Genomic DNA, 13449 nt, shown 5'->3' with positions numbered 1-13449 from the left:
CGAGCAGTGGACCACGCGAGGCTTGGGTCGCGCTGCACCGACGCTGGGATTTCTCTGTGAATCACGCCGGCTCCTCCTCGTGGGCGGGCAGGCGGACCTCGAAGGTGGCCCCACCACCGGGCGTCTCCAGCGCCGAGACGGTGCCCCGGTGCTGGGCCACCGTGGTGGCCACGATGGCGAGCCCCAGCCCGGAGCCACCGCCCTCGCCGCGCTGCCGAGACGGGTCGGAGCGGTAGAAGCGCTCGAACACCCGCGTGCGGTCCTGCGGAGCGACCCCCGGCCCGTGGTCCACCACGCGCAGCACCACCTCGTCCCGGTCGCGCCCCACCTGCACCTCGATGGGGCTATCGGGGGTGTGGCGCACCGCGTTGGCCACGAGGTTGGTCACCACCTGCCGCAGGGAGGCCTCCTGCCCGCTGGTCAGGGCGGCCTCGAGCGGCTGCCCGGCCAGGCCCTGCAGGCGCAGGGTGCGTTCGGGGGCCCAGGCGCGGGTGTCCGCCACCGCGTCGCTGGCCAGCACGGTCAGGTCCACCTCGGTGGGCTCGGGGACGGCGTCGGCCGCGCTCGTGGGGGGGGAGAACGCGTGGCGCTGCCCCGCATCGAGCCGGGCGAGGGTCATGAGGTCCTCCACGAGCACGCCCATGCGGGTGGCCTCGTCCTCGATGCGGCGCATGGCCGCCGCCGTGTCCTCGGCCCCGGTGATGGCACCGGAGCGGTACAGCTCTGCGTAGCCGCGGATCGCCGCCATCGGCGTGCGCAGCTCGTGGGAGGCGTCGGCGATGAAGCGGCGCATCTGCTGCTCGGAGGCATCGCGCACTGCGAGGGAGCGCTCCACGTGCGCCAGCATCAGGTTCAACGAGCTGGCCAGCGAGCCGACCTCGTCGCGCGTGCCGGGGTGGGGGACGCGGCTGGAGAGGTTGCCCTCGGCAATGCCGGCGGCGGTGTCCTCGATCTGCGTCAGCGGACGAAACGCCCGGTTCATCAGCGGCCACCCCAGCAGGACCCCCGCGGCCAGGGCCACCAGCCCCACCGAGAAGGCCAGAATCTGCAGGTTCTGCACGGCCTCGTCGATGTCCCGCAGCGGGCGGGCGACGGCGTAGGTGGCCACCTCGTTCACGTCCACCCCGGTCACCACCCGCCAGCGGTCGCCGTTGCCGTCGGTGACGGTGAACGGCTCCCCGGAACGCACGCGGGGGTCGTCCGGGTCCAGGTACCCGATGCGGGGGATGCTGCCGGCGGACTGGGCGTCGGCCACGGTCAGCGGCTGGGTGCCGTTGACCGGCATGAACTGGATCCAGTAGTTGTTCGGCGGGCGGAAGCCGGTGGACCCGGTGCGGGTGAAGCTGTCGAAGGCCGACTGGGCCACGGGGGCTGCGGCGCGCTCGAGCTGCTCATCGACCTGGCGCACCAGGAACTGCTGCATCAGGATGGCCAGCGCGATCGCGGTCGCGCTCAGGGCGCCGACCAGCAGCACCATCACGACGGCCAGCAGGCGCACCCGCAGGGGCCAGTGGCGGGGGGCCGCCCAGTGGCGGGCGACCCGGCCCGTCGCGGTGGCCCCCGCCGCCACCGGGTTCACGCGACCGACTCCGGCGGCAGGCGCAGGACGTAGCCCACCCCCCGCTTGGTGTGGATCAGGGGAGGCAGTCCCTCGGTGTCGATCTTGCGGCGCAGGTAGGAGATGTAGCTCTCGACGATGCCCATCTCCCCGCGGAAGTCGTAGTCCCAGACGTGGTCCAGGATCTGCGCCTTCGAGAGCACCCGGTGGGGGTTCTGCATCAGGTAGCGCAGCAGGTTGAACTCGGTGGGGGAGACCTCGATGACGCGTCCGGCGCGGGAGACCTCGTAGGTGTCCTCGTTGAGGGTGAGGTCCTCGAAGGTCAGCACGCGGTCCTCGTCGGCCTGGTCCTCGGCGTGGCTGCGCCGCAGGATGGCGCGGATGCGGGCCACCACCTCCTCCAGGCTGAACGGTTTGGTGACGTAGTCGTCGCCGCCGACGGTCAGCCCCTTGACCTTGTCGTCCACCGAGTCCCGGGCGGTGAGGAAGAGCACCGGCATGTGCTGGTCGCGCTCGCGCAGGCGGCGGGTGATGGTGAAGCCGTCCATGTCCGGCAGCATCACGTCCAGCACCAACAGGTCGGGCTCGACCTCGGCCGCGAGCTGCAGGGCGGTGCTCCCCTGCGCCGCGGTGTGCACCTCGAACCCGGCGAAGCGCAGGCTCGTGGCCAGCAGCTCGCGGATGTTGGGCTCGTCCTCGACCACGAGGAGGGTGGCGTCAGCGCTGGTGTCCATGGCTCCACTGTGCTGAGTGGGGCTGGGAGTTTCCTGAGCACACGCTGGGGAGGTCCGATGACGGGCCGAGCCCGGTCTCGCGGTGCGGCGGGAGCGGGGCACAATGTGCGCATCGTGCCCTCCTCCACCTCTGCCCCGTCCCCTGCCGGTACCAGCCCGGGCGCGCAGCGTGCCCTGCGCCTCTGGGTGCCCGCGCTGCTCGTCAGCGTGGCCGCCCTGGCGGCCCTGTGGATCAATGGCGGTTGGCCGGTGGACCTCGAGGTGTATCGATGGGGTGGCCAGCTGGTGGCCGACGGCGACAGCCTCTACGCGCCGCGCGAGGGCCTGCCGTTCACCTACCCGCCTTTCGCCGCGCTGCTCTTCGTCCCGCTGGCGCTCGCCCCGCAGGCGGTCGCCCTCGGGCTGGTGGTGCTCGGTTCCGCGCTGGGTCTGGTGGTGGTGCTGCGCCGGGCCCTGGAGGGTGCGCGCGAGGGCTCCATGACCTTCCTGGGCCACCGGTTGGCGCCCACCTGGAAGATGTTGGGTGTGCTGGCCGTGGCCGCCGTGGTCTGCGAGCCCATGTGGCAGACCTTCTCGTTCGGCCAGGTGAACCTCCTGCTGGCGGGCCTGCTGGCCGCGGACCTGCTGCGCCGCGGCGACCGCCCCTGGCGCGGGGTGTGGCTGGGCGTGGCCGCCGGCATCAAGCTCACGCCGATCTTCCTGCTGGCCTGGCTGGTGCTGAGCCGCCAGTGGCGGGCAGCGGGCGTGGCACTGGGGGCGATGCTGTCCACCATCGGCCTGGGCTTCCTCGTGCTGCCGGGTGACTCGCGGGCCTTCTGGACCGAGGTGTTGCCGGAGACGGGGCGGATCGGCGCGCCCAGCTACGTGGCCAACCAGTCGGTCAAGGGCGTGCTCGCGCGCTTCCTGGGCGACGAGGCCCCGGCGCTCGACCCGGCGTGGTTCGTCATCTCGGTGGTGGTGGGTGTGGTGCTGGTGCTGGCCGCGGCGCGCCTGAGCGCCCTGGGCGACCGTTCCGCCGGGCTCTGGGTGGCCTCGATCGGGATGCTGCTGGCCTCCCCGGTGAGCTGGTCCCACCACTGGGTGTGGATGGTCCCCCTGGCGCTGGCGGTACTGTGCTCGGCAGCCCGGAAGGACGTGCCCCGCCTGGCGCGGTGGGCTGCGGGGGGCATGCTGGCTGCGGCAGTGCTGCAGGTGATCTGGTGGGTCCCCTCCCGGGACGGACGCGAACTGGAGTGGAACGCATGGCAGATGGTGTTGGGGAACGCGTACGTGTGGGGCGGTCTGTTGCTGACGGTGGCCCTGGTGCCGTTGGCGGCGCGGCAGGTGCGCGAGCTGCTGGCCGGCCGCGGGGGCGTGGGGTCCGACGCATGACCGCGGCGGCCCCGCGGGTGGTTCCCGCGGGGCGTGCTGAGCCCTGGGCCGCGGACCCGGGAGAGCGTCGCGGCACCTCACCGGCGGTGTGGCTGCCGGCCTTCGTGCTGCTCAGCGCGGCCGTGCTCACCATGCTCGTGATGCGCGAGGACCCGCCGCTGGACCTGCGGGTCTACACCGGCGGCGTCAGGGCGTTGCTGGAGGGTGACAATGTCTACAACCTCACCTACACCAGCTCACAGCTGACCTTCACCTACCCGCCGTTCGCGCTGCTGGCCTTCCTGCCGATGGCCTGGGTGAGCCCGTGGCTGGGCTCCGCCCTGACCCTGCTGGTCTCGATCGCCTGCGTGGCCTTCCTGCTGCACGTGGCGCTGGGGCGAGCCGGCGTGGGGGTCGTGGTGGCCACCGTGATGCTCGTGGCCGCCATGGTGGCCGAGCCGGTGTGGCTGACCATGCACTTCGGACAGGTCAACCTCATCCTGGCCGCCCTCATCACGGCCGACCTCGCCACGGGGCGCGACCGCTGGTGGCGGGGCGTCGGCCTGGGCATCGCGGCCGGCATCAAGCTCTCGCCGCTCACCTTCCTGGCCTGGCTGCTCCTGACCCGCCAGTGGCGGGCGGCGGCAGTGGCCACCGGCACCTTCGTGGCCACCATCGGGGTCTCGTTCGTCGTCACGCCGGGCACGGCCCGCGCCTTCTGGCTGGACACGCTCCCTGCATCGGCCGGCGGGGAGCCCAACCACATGAGCGACGCCATCGCCCACTCGATGCCCAAGGAGTACCTGGGCAACCAGTCGGTGATGGGCTTCATGAGCCGCTGGTTCGGGCCCGACACCGATGCGGCGACGCTGGCCTGGCTGCTGGTGGGCGGGGTGGTGTCGGTGGCCATCGTGGCCGTCGGGGCCTGGCTGACCCTCCACGGGGAGCGCGTGCTCGGCTTCTTCGTCGCCTCGCTGGCGGTGGTGGTGGCCTCGCCGATCGCCTGGACGCACCACTGGGTGTGGGCCATCCCGCTGGTGGTGGCGCTGTGGGAGTCCGCGCCGCGGGTGGCACCGCTGCTCCGGTTCAAGGCGGCGCACCTGCAGGCGCTCGCCGCCGTGGTGGCCCTGGTGCTGGTGGCCGACGCGCACTGGTGGGCCCCTGCCCGGCGCATGCAGGAGTTGGACTGGAATCCCCTGCAGATGATCGTCGGCAACGACTACCTGCTCATGTTCCTGCTGCTTCTCGGGGTGCTCGGCGCCGGCGTGCTGCGCGGCGGGCCGAGCACCGCCTGGCGCGCCGCTCCGGCCGGCGCGCAGGGGGCCGGCGTCGCGGGCCCGACCGCATCGCGCCCGGCCGTGGCGGGTCAGTCGCCGGTCACCAGCGCGTCCGGCACCTCCTCGGCATCGAGGATGCGGTAGGCGTAGCCCTGCTCGGCGAGGAAGCGCTGGCGGTGGGCGGCGAACTCCGCATCGACGGTGTCCCGCGTGACGACGGTGTAGAAGTGCGCGGTGCGGCCGTCGCTCTTCGGGCGCAGCACGCGGCCGAGCCGCTGGGCCTCCTCCTGCCGTGAGCCGAAGGTGCCGGAGACCTGGATGGCCACCGAGGCCTCGGGGAGGTCGATGGAGAAGTTGGCCACCTTGCTGACCACCAGGCGGGTGATCTCCCCGGAGCGGAAGGCCTCGAACAGCCGGCCGCGCTCCTTCTGCGGCGTCTCCCCGGTGATGATGTCGCAGTCCAGCCGGCCCGCGATCTCCTCGAGCTGGTCGAGGTACTGGCCGATCACCAGGGTTGCCTCGCCGGCGTGGTGCTCCACGATGCGGTCGAGCACCGGCAGCTTCACGTCGGCGCAGGCGGCGAGCCGGTAGCGCTGGTCGGCCTCGGCCGTGGCGTAGGCCATGCGCTCGGACTCCGGCAGGGTGGTGCGCACCTCCACGCAGTCCGCCGGGGCGATCCAGCCCTGGGCCTCGATGTCCTTCCACGGCGCGTTGTAGCGCTGCGGGCCGATGAGGCTGAACACCTCGTTCTCGCGGCCGTCCTCGCGCACCAGGGTGGCCGTGAGCCCCAGCCGACGGCGGGCCTGCAGGTCGGCCGTCATGCGGAAGATCGGCGCGGGCAGCAGGTGCACCTCGTCGTAGATGATCAGGCCCCAGTCGCGGGCGTCCAGCAGGTCCAGGTGGGTGTAGACGCCCTTGCGGCGCGTGGTGAGCACCTGGTAGGTCGCGATGGTGACCGGGCGGACCTCCTTGACGGTGCCGGAGTACTCGCCGATCTCCTCCTCGGTGAGGGTGGTGCGGCGCAGCAGCTCGGCCTTCCACTGGCGGGCCGACATCGTGTTCGTCACCAGGATCAGCGTGGTGGTCTCCTGGCGGGCCATCGCCCCGGCGCCCACCAGCGTCTTGCCGGCCCCGCAGGGCAGCACGACCACCCCGGAGCCGCCGTCGGTGAACCCGTCCACCGCGTGCTCCTGGTAGGGGCGCAGGCCCCAGTCGCCCTCGAGCCCGATGGGGTGGGCCTCGCCGTCGACGTAGCCCGCCTTGTCGTCGGCGGGCCAGCCCACGTTGATGAGCTCGCTCTTGATGGCACCGCGCTCGGACGGGTGCACGGCGACCGTCGCGGCGTCGACGTCCGCTCCCAGCATCGGGGCGATCTTCTTGTGGCGGCGCACCTCGGTGAGCACGGCGGGGTCGGTGGAGTGCAGCACCAGGCCGGCCGTGGGGTGCTGCTCCAGGGTGAGGCGGCCGTAGCGGTCCATCGTCTCGGCCACGTCGATGAGCAGCGGCTGCGGTACGGGGAAGCGGCTGTGGGTGACCAGCGCGTCGACCACCTGCTCCGCATCGAGGCCGGCGGCGCGGGCGTTCCACAGGGCGAGCGGGGTGATGCGGTAGGTGTGCACGTGCTCGGGGGCGCGCTCGAGCTCGGCGAAGGGTGCGATGGCGCGGCGGGCGGCCTCGTAGCCGTCGTGGTCGACCTCGAGGAGGACGGACTTGTCGCTCTGGACGATGAGGGGGCCGGTCATGGGGGCGTCAACGCGGTGGCCCGGTGCGGTGTTCCGTCGCGCGGGTGGGCCACCGCCCGGCCGGGTGGGTTGAGACACTGGGGGTGAGAACACCATCGGACCGAGGAGTCCCCATGCGCACTGCCCAGATTGAGACCGTCCGCTCCCTCGCCCCCGAGGTGGGTGCCGTGGGGGGCATGCCCGATGCCGTGACGATCTACGAGGTCGGCCCGCGCGACGGCCTGCAGAACGAGAAGGGCGTGATCCCCACCGCGGTGAAGGCCGAGTTCGTGCGGCGGCTGCTGGATGCCGGGCTCGACACGGTGGAGACCACGAGCTTCGTCCCGCAGAAGTGGGTGCCGCAGCTGGGCGACGCCGCCGAGCTCATCGGGCAGCTCGGCGACCTGGCCACGGGGCCGAAGCGCCCGGTGCTCGTGCCGAACATGAAGGGCCTGGAGCGAGCGCAGGAGCTGGGGCTGAGCAGCATCGCGGTGTTCGGTTCGGCCACCGAGGCGTTCGCGCAGAAGAACCTCAACCGGGGGCGCGAGGAGCAGTTCGAGATGTTCGCCCCGGTGGTGGAGCAGGCCCGGGCCGAGGGCATGTGGGTGCGCGCGTACGTCTCCATGTGCTTCGGCGACCCGTGGGAGGGACCGGTGCCGGTGTCCCAGGTGGTGGACACCTGCCAGCGGCTGATGGACCTGGGCTGCGACCAGCTCAGCCTGGGCGACACCATCGGCGTGGGCACGTACGCGCACGTGCACCACCTGCTGGACGGTCTGGAGGACGTGGGGCTGGGCACCGACCGCATCGGCGTGCACTTCCACGACACCTACGGCCAGGCCCTGTCGAACACGATGGCGGCGCTCTCCCGGGGCGTGCGCGTGGTGGACGCCTCGGCCGGGGGCCTGGGCGGGTGCCCCTACGCGAAGTCCGCGACCGGCAACCTGGCCACCGAGGACCTGGTCTGGGCCCTGGAGGGCATGGGCATCGAGCACGGGGTGGACCTGGAGAAGCTGGTGGCCACGTCGGTGTGGATGGCCGAGCAGCTGGGCAAGCCCTCGGTCAGCCGCGTGGTCAAGGCGCTCGCCGGCTGAGCCCGCGGCCGGGGCGGGCCCGGCCTGCCCGCGCACGCAGAACGGCCCGTCCCGGGATCCCCAGGACGGGCCGTTCATGGGGGGACCGACGAGGCCCCAGGAACTCAGGCCGTCGTGCTGGGCACGGCGTCGGACTTCTCGAGGTGCTCACCCAGGATGAGGGTGCGCATCTCCTCCTCGGAGGTGGCGGCCACCGCCTTGCGGCGCGACACCCAGAACACCAGGCCCAGGGCCACCCAGACCCCCAGTGCGATGAGGGAGGGCATCTTCAACGCGGCCGGGGAGCCGGGCACCAGGAGCAGCAGCAGGAAGCAGACACCGGCCAGGGCGCCCAGAAGCGCCAGGACCTTTCGCACCGTGGAGCGGCTGCCCTCCGGCTCGGTGGGGTCGGCCGGGGCGTTGCTCCAGCGCAGCATCTTGAACGCCGCCAGGCAGGTGTAGGTGTAGGCGATCGTCACGCCGATGGAGCTCATGTCCACGATCCACGACAGGGCCTGACGGCCGAACCACGGGGAGAGCAGGCACACGGCCATCACGAACACGACCGCGAAGGCCGGGGCGCGGTGGGAGTTCAGACCCGCGAAGCGCTCCGGGATCACCCGGGCACGCCCCATCGCGAACAGCAGGCGGCTGGCGGCCACGTAGAAGCCGTTCAGGCCGGTGGAGACACCCATGGCCACCGAGAGGCCCAGGACCAGCAGCCCCACGGAGCCGAAAAGGTTGCTCAGGCCGTCGGCGGTGCCCCACAGCGGCTCGGAGGCGACGAGGCCCTCCCACTTCTGCGAGGCGGCCGTGGCCACCGTCATCGCGATGTAGATGGCCGCGGCGGCCACGATGGCGAAGACGATCAGGGCGAAGGCCTTGGCCGGCGGGAAGTCGAACTCCTCGGCGGCCTGCGGCACGTTGTCGAAGCCCACGAAGGCCCACGGGGCGATGGCCACGATGCCGAGGATCGCCGCGGTCGGTGCAACCCCCTCGGGGAAGCCGGGGGAGACGTTGGCCCACATGCCGTCCGGGTGGATCAGCACACCGACCAGGATGAGGGCGACGCCCACCAGCATCGCCATCACCATGAGGAACTGGGTGCGGCCCGACAGGGCGGTGCCGCGGGTGTTGAGCACCGCGAAGGCCACCAGGGCCAGGCTCGCGACGACGACCTCGCCGAGGTAGACCTGCCACCCGGCGATCTCCCACAGCGGCACCCACTCCACCAGGTCCGGCAGCAGCCGGCGGAAGAGCAGGGCCACGGCCGAGGCGTTCAGGGCCACGATCGAGGCATATCCGAGGGTGAGGAACCACCCGCAGGCAAAGGCGTGGTTCCGGCCGAACGCATTGAAGGCGTAGGCGAACTCACCACCGGAGACGGGGAAGGTGCGGATGAGGATTCCGTAGCTGACGGCGATGAGGCACATGAGGGCCGCGCCAATGGTCAGTCCGATGGCGGTTCCCAGCGGCCCGGCGGTGGCCAGCCAGTCGGTGGGCAGCACGAAGGCGCCCCAGCCGATGGCCGAGCCCAGGGCGATGGCCCACACCCAGTGCGGCTTGAGGGTGGAGTCGAGGCTGTCGCGTTGCTCCAGCAGGTCCGCAGACGACTGGCGCGTGGCGCGATTGTTCATGAGGGGCTCCGATGGGGAGTGAGGGGGCAGGGTGCGGCGGCGAGGGGTGCCGCGCGGTGCACCCCATCATGCCTCGGGCACTGCGCGGGCATCCTGTTTTCTAGCCGCAGGCGTTGCCGCGTGTTCTCCCGGATGTCACGGGAAGTTCACGATCGGCGCGGTGTGCTTGACACGCCCCCCCTTGACCGACATTGTGCGGAACGGCACCGCACGTCCCTGTGGTGTCGGAAATGTTCGTTCGGATTACCATCCCAGACCCCTCAAGGACCCTCCATGCTCTCGTCCGCGCGCCTGCCGCGGGTGTCGACAGCTCTCGCTGGTACCGCCCTCGGGCTCGGTGCTGCAGGGATTGCTGCCTCGGCCGCTCACGCACACGCCACGGAGTCACAGTCGTACACCGTGACCGCCTGGTACCTGAATGTCCGCTCCGCCCCCACCGACGCCTCGGCCCGGGTCGACCTGCTGGAGAAGGGGGACGTCGTCCACGGCACGCCCCTGGACAACGGCTGGGTGCAGATCGATGGCGGTTACGTCCACGGGTACTGGCTCGAGGCCAACGAGGCCGACCCCACCCCGGAGCCGCCCACGCCGGAGCCGCCGACCCCGGGTGAGGCCACCTTCGAGGTCACCACCTACCTCAACGTCCGCGCCGAGGCCACGGCCCGGTCGTCGATCGTGGGCCTGTACACCCCCGGCACGCAGGTGGCCGGCACGAAGCTCGACAACGGGTGGGTGCAGACCGCTGACGGTTTCGTCCACGGCGCCTACGTGAAGCAGGTCGACGAGGCCCCCACCCCGCCGACCCCGGAGCCCGGCCCAGCTCCCGGTGACACCTACCGCATCGACCGGTCGGTGAACCTGCGGTCCGGCCCGGGCATGCGCTACCAGGTGATCGGCGTGGCGCCCCGCGGCGCCGAGGTGACCGGCACCGACGTGAACGGCTGGGTCCAGACGGACCTCGGCTACTTCTGGCACACCTTCGCCACCAAGGTGGAGGACGGCTCGGTGGACCCGACGCCGGAGCCCCCGACCCCGCCCGAGCCCCCCACGCCGCCGACGCCGGAGCCGCCCACGGCCGAGGTCATCCGGTACGTCAACCCCGCCGGGGGCGCCCAGTTCACCGGCGTGTACGCCGGGCCCAGTTACGGCTCAGGCTACAAGGGCTCCGTGGCCGAGGGCTACGTGCTGCGCGGCAACTTCACGGCCGACGGCCAGTGGTTCCAGGCCGGCCCCACCAGCTTCGTGCCCGTGGCGCACCTCACCGACGTGCACTACGCCTACACCGGCTCGAACGGCCGCCTCGACCCGAACACGCTGTGCGACAACCCCATCCCGGGTCAGGAGCACCAGCTGCTGCAGTGCGACGCCGTCGCCCCGCTGGCGGGTCTGAACAAGGAGTTCAAGAACACCTTCGGCCACGACCTCAAGCTCGGCGAGTGCTACCGCACCTACGAGACGCAGGTGCTCTACAAGATCCGCCGCGGTTTCTGGGCCGCCACCCCGGGTACCTCGCAGCACGGCTGGGCCGCGGCCTGCGACCTCAGCGAGCCCGAGAGCGAGCTGGGTTTCGGCACCGCCAAGTACAACTGGCTGGACGCCAACGCCCCCCGCTTCGGGTGGGAGAACCCGAGCTGGGCCCGCGAGGGCGCCTACAAGCCCGAGTACTGGCACTGGGAGTTCGCCTCGCTCACCCAGTACTCCAAGGGGCTGGGCGCCCTGGGCGACTGACACCGACCGAGCACCGACCGAGCCCCGCGACCACGTGTTCGCGGGGCTTCGTCGTGCCCGGGCCCTCCACCGGGTGCCGCAGCGCCTGTGACGGGTGGCACAGTGTCGCCATGACTTCTGCGAACCTCGGACTCAAGCTGGGCGACCGCGACCTCGCGGTGCGCCCGCAGGACAACCTCTTCCTCCACGCCAACGGCACCTGGCGTGCGACGCACGAGATCCCGGCCGACCGGTCGGTCTACGGCACCTTCCACCAGCTGCGGGAGAAGGCCGAGGCGGACGTACGCGCCCTCATCGAGGCCGCGGCCGACCGCGCCGGGCAGGACGCCGGCGACTCCGAGGCCGGCACGGTGGGTGCGCTCTTCGCGTCGTTCATGGACGAGCAGGCCGTCGAGACCGCCGGGCTGGACGCGCTGGGGCCCGACCTCGAGATCGTCCGCGGCGTGACCGATGCGGAGTCGCTCGCTCGTGCGCTGGGCGCCCTCCAGGCCACCGGGGTGGCGGGGCTGCTGATGCCCTTCGTGGACAACGACAACGAGCACCCCGACCGCTACTCGGTCTACCTGGAGCAGGCCGGCATCGGGCTGCCCGACGAGGCCTACTACCGCGAGGAGCAGCACGCCGAGGTGCTGGCCGCCTACCGCGAGCACGTCGCACGCCAGGCGCGTACCGCCGGCCTGGTGCAGGACGACGCCGCCGCGCAGGACCTCTCCCGGCGCGTGGTGGACCTCGAGCAGCAGATCGCCGCCCGCCACTGGGACGCCGTCGCCACCCGCGATGCGGTGAAGTCCTTCACCCCCTGGACGCGCGAGGAGCTGCTCGGCGCCACCGAGGGCCTGCACCTCGAGGCCTGGGCCGAGGCGCTGGGGCTGCCGGCCGCGGGGCTCGAGCGCGTGATCGCCCGCCAGCACACCTTCCTGCGGGCCCTGCCGGAGCTGCTCGACGGCCCGGACGCCGCCGCCATCGACACCTGGCGCGACTGGCTCGCCTGGCGCGTGGTCACCTCGCGGGCCCCCTACTTGCCGTCCGCCGTGGTCGAGGAGAACTTCGACTTCTACGGCCGCACCCTCACCGGTGCCCCGGAGCTGCGCGACCGCTGGAAGCGCGGGGTCGCCTTCGTCGAGGGGGCCGCCGGCGAGCTGGTGGGCAAGCTGTACGTCGCCGAGCACTTCCCGCCCTCGCACAAGCAGGCCATGGAGGAGCTCGTCGCCAACCTCACCGAGGCCTACCGCCGCCGCTTCGCCGACGTGCCGTGGATGGGGGACGACACCCGCGAGCGCGCGCTGGAGAAGCTGGAGGCCTTCCGGCCCAAGATCGGCTACCCGGAGACCTGGAAGGACTACTCCGACCTGGACGCCGACGCCGGCGACCTGATGGGCAACGCCCGCCGGGCCGCGCTCTCGGAGACCCGCCGCGAGCTGCGCAAGATCGGCCAGCCGGTGGACCGCGACGAGTGGTTCATGCCCCCGCAGACCGTCAACGCCTACTACAACCCGGGCCTGAACGAGATCGTGTTCCCGGCCGCCATCCTGCAGCCGCCCTTCTTCGACGCCACCGCGGACGACGCGGCGAACTACGGCGGCATCGGTGGCGTCATCGGCCACGAGATCGGCCACGGCTTCGACGACCAGGGCTCGCGCTACGCGGCCTCCGGGGCGTTGGAGGACTGGTGGACCGCCGAGGACCGGGAGCGCTTCGACGCCCTGGCCCAGCAGCTCATCGCGCAGTTCGATGCGGTGGAGCCCGCCGACGCACCCGGCACCCACGTCAACGGTGGGCTGACGGTCGGCGAGAACATCGGCGACCTGGGTGGGCTGGCGATCGGCCTGGCGGCCTACCGCATCGCGCTGGGGGGTGAGCCGGCCCCGGAGCTCGAGGGGCTCACCGGCGACCAGCGCTTCTTCCTGGCCTGGGCGCAGATCTGGAACGGGGTCGCGCGCGAGGCGGAGGCCAAGCGCCTGCTCGCGATCGACCCGCACGCGCCCATGGACGCCCGGGCGAACGTCGCCCGCAACCTGGACGCCTTCCACGAGGCCTTCGGCACCCAGCCGGGGGACGGGATGTGGCTGGACGAGGCCGACCGGGTGCGCATCTTCTGAGCGGACACGAAACAGGGCCCTGAGGAGTCAGACTCCTCAGGGCCCTGCGTCAGCAGTGCTGGTGGGTGTTCCCACTGCGCTGCTCAGAGCTTGATCAGACCGCGCTTCACGGCGTTCACCAGACGGCGAGGCACAGTGACCTCCTGGCCGTCAATGGTGTGCGTCTGCAGGGTCGGCACCTGGGCCTTCCACTGCGAGCGACGGTGGCGGGTGTTGGAACGGGACATCTTGCGCTTCGGAACTGCCATGGGGCCAGTCTACGCGAGATTGAC

The 13449-nt window shown here is 71.9% G+C and carries 10 protein-coding genes; 5 read left to right on the top strand and 5 right to left on the bottom strand.

All coding sequences use genetic code 11. The annotated features are described in order from the left end of the window. Positions 1–61: 61 nt before the first annotated feature. Both KSED_RS10610 and KSED_RS10605 read right to left on the bottom strand, forming a co-directional pair. On the bottom strand, positions 62–1579 hold the full coding sequence (locus KSED_RS10610; RefSeq protein ID WP_015780085.1) for a sensor histidine kinase: 1518 nt from the start codon (positions 1577–1579) through the stop codon (positions 62–64). Then, the gene (locus tag KSED_RS10605) at positions 1576–2292 is read right to left on the bottom strand and encodes a response regulator transcription factor (protein WP_015780084.1); all 717 of its coding nucleotides are present in this window, start codon (positions 2290–2292) and stop codon (positions 1576–1578) included. Before KSED_RS10605 ends, KSED_RS10610 begins: the two co-directional genes overlap by 4 nt. Positions 2293–2406: 114 nt before the next feature. Here KSED_RS10605 and KSED_RS10600 point away from each other — a divergent pair, with 114 nt between their 5' ends. Then, positions 2407–3663: a glycosyltransferase 87 family protein gene (locus tag KSED_RS10600; protein WP_169307792.1), complete on the top strand. Its 1257-nt coding sequence runs from the start codon at positions 2407–2409 to the stop codon at positions 3661–3663. Beyond that, positions 3660–5063: a glycosyltransferase 87 family protein gene (locus KSED_RS10595; RefSeq protein WP_015780082.1), complete on the top strand. Its 1404-nt coding sequence runs from the start codon at positions 3660–3662 to the stop codon at positions 5061–5063. Before KSED_RS10600 ends, KSED_RS10595 begins: the two co-directional genes overlap by 4 nt. On the opposite strand, the gene KSED_RS10590 is transcribed toward KSED_RS10595, so the two are convergent. Beyond that, on the bottom strand, positions 5009–6661 hold the full coding sequence (locus KSED_RS10590; RefSeq protein WP_015780081.1) for a DNA repair helicase XPB: 1653 nt from the start codon (positions 6659–6661) through the stop codon (positions 5009–5011). The two genes, KSED_RS10595 and KSED_RS10590, sit on opposite strands and share 55 nt — an antisense overlap. A gap of 113 nt (positions 6662–6774) precedes the next feature. Here KSED_RS10590 and KSED_RS10585 point away from each other — a divergent pair, with 113 nt between their 5' ends. Beyond that, complete coding sequence (locus KSED_RS10585) at positions 6775–7734, top strand: hydroxymethylglutaryl-CoA lyase (RefSeq protein WP_015780080.1); 960 nt, start codon at positions 6775–6777, stop codon at positions 7732–7734. A gap of 104 nt (positions 7735–7838) precedes the next feature. Here the strand turns inward: KSED_RS10585 and KSED_RS10580 are convergent, their stop codons facing one another. Next, positions 7839–9350, bottom strand: a complete 1512-nt coding sequence (locus KSED_RS10580; RefSeq protein WP_015780079.1) for an APC family permease — start codon at positions 9348–9350, stop codon at positions 7839–7841. A 399-nt stretch (positions 9351–9749) separates the two neighbouring features. Here KSED_RS10580 and KSED_RS13795 point away from each other — a divergent pair, with 399 nt between their 5' ends. Together KSED_RS13795 and KSED_RS10570 are read left to right on the top strand one after the other, a co-directional pair. After that, positions 9750–11078: a D-alanyl-D-alanine carboxypeptidase family protein gene (locus KSED_RS13795; RefSeq protein ID WP_015780078.1), complete on the top strand. Its 1329-nt coding sequence runs from the start codon at positions 9750–9752 to the stop codon at positions 11076–11078. 110 nt (positions 11079–11188) lie between these two features. Then, positions 11189–13177: a M13 family metallopeptidase gene (locus KSED_RS10570; RefSeq protein ID WP_015780077.1), complete on the top strand. Its 1989-nt coding sequence runs from the start codon at positions 11189–11191 to the stop codon at positions 13175–13177. A gap of 83 nt (positions 13178–13260) precedes the next feature. Here KSED_RS10570 and rpmF read toward each other — a convergent pair whose 3' ends face one another. Beyond that, positions 13261–13425, bottom strand: coding sequence for a 50S ribosomal protein L32 (rpmF, locus tag KSED_RS10565; protein ID WP_015780076.1), 165 nt, complete (start codon positions 13423–13425; stop codon positions 13261–13263). Positions 13426–13449 lie beyond the last annotated feature (24 nt).

Source organism: Kytococcus sedentarius DSM 20547, from assembly GCF_000023925.1.
Lineage (GTDB): Bacteria > Actinomycetota > Actinomycetes > Actinomycetales > Dermatophilaceae > Kytococcus > Kytococcus sedentarius.
Note: the sequence above shows the minus strand (reverse complement) of the source record. Positions and strands in the feature narration are given on the sequence as shown.

Excerpts from the sequence above, each read along its gene's own strand:
- KSED_RS10580 (WP_015780079.1), bottom strand. The coding sequence starts at position 9,350 with ATGAACAATCGCGCCACGCGCCAGTCGTCTGCGGACCTGCTGGAGCAA.
- KSED_RS10605 (WP_015780084.1), bottom strand. The coding sequence starts at position 2,292 with ATGGACACCAGCGCTGACGCCACCCTCCTCGTGGTCGAGGACGAGCCC.
- KSED_RS10570 (WP_015780077.1), top strand. The coding sequence starts at position 11,189 with ATGACTTCTGCGAACCTCGGACTCAAGCTGGGCGACCGCGACCTCGCG.
- rpmF (WP_015780076.1), bottom strand. The coding sequence starts at position 13,425 with ATGGCAGTTCCGAAGCGCAAGATGTCCCGTTCCAACACCCGCCACCGT.
- KSED_RS10590 (WP_015780081.1), bottom strand. The coding sequence starts at position 6,661 with ATGACCGGCCCCCTCATCGTCCAGAGCGACAAGTCCGTCCTCCTCGAG.
- KSED_RS10595 (WP_015780082.1), top strand. The coding sequence starts at position 3,660 with ATGACCGCGGCGGCCCCGCGGGTGGTTCCCGCGGGGCGTGCTGAGCCC.
- KSED_RS10585 (WP_015780080.1), top strand. The coding sequence starts at position 6,775 with ATGCGCACTGCCCAGATTGAGACCGTCCGCTCCCTCGCCCCCGAGGTG.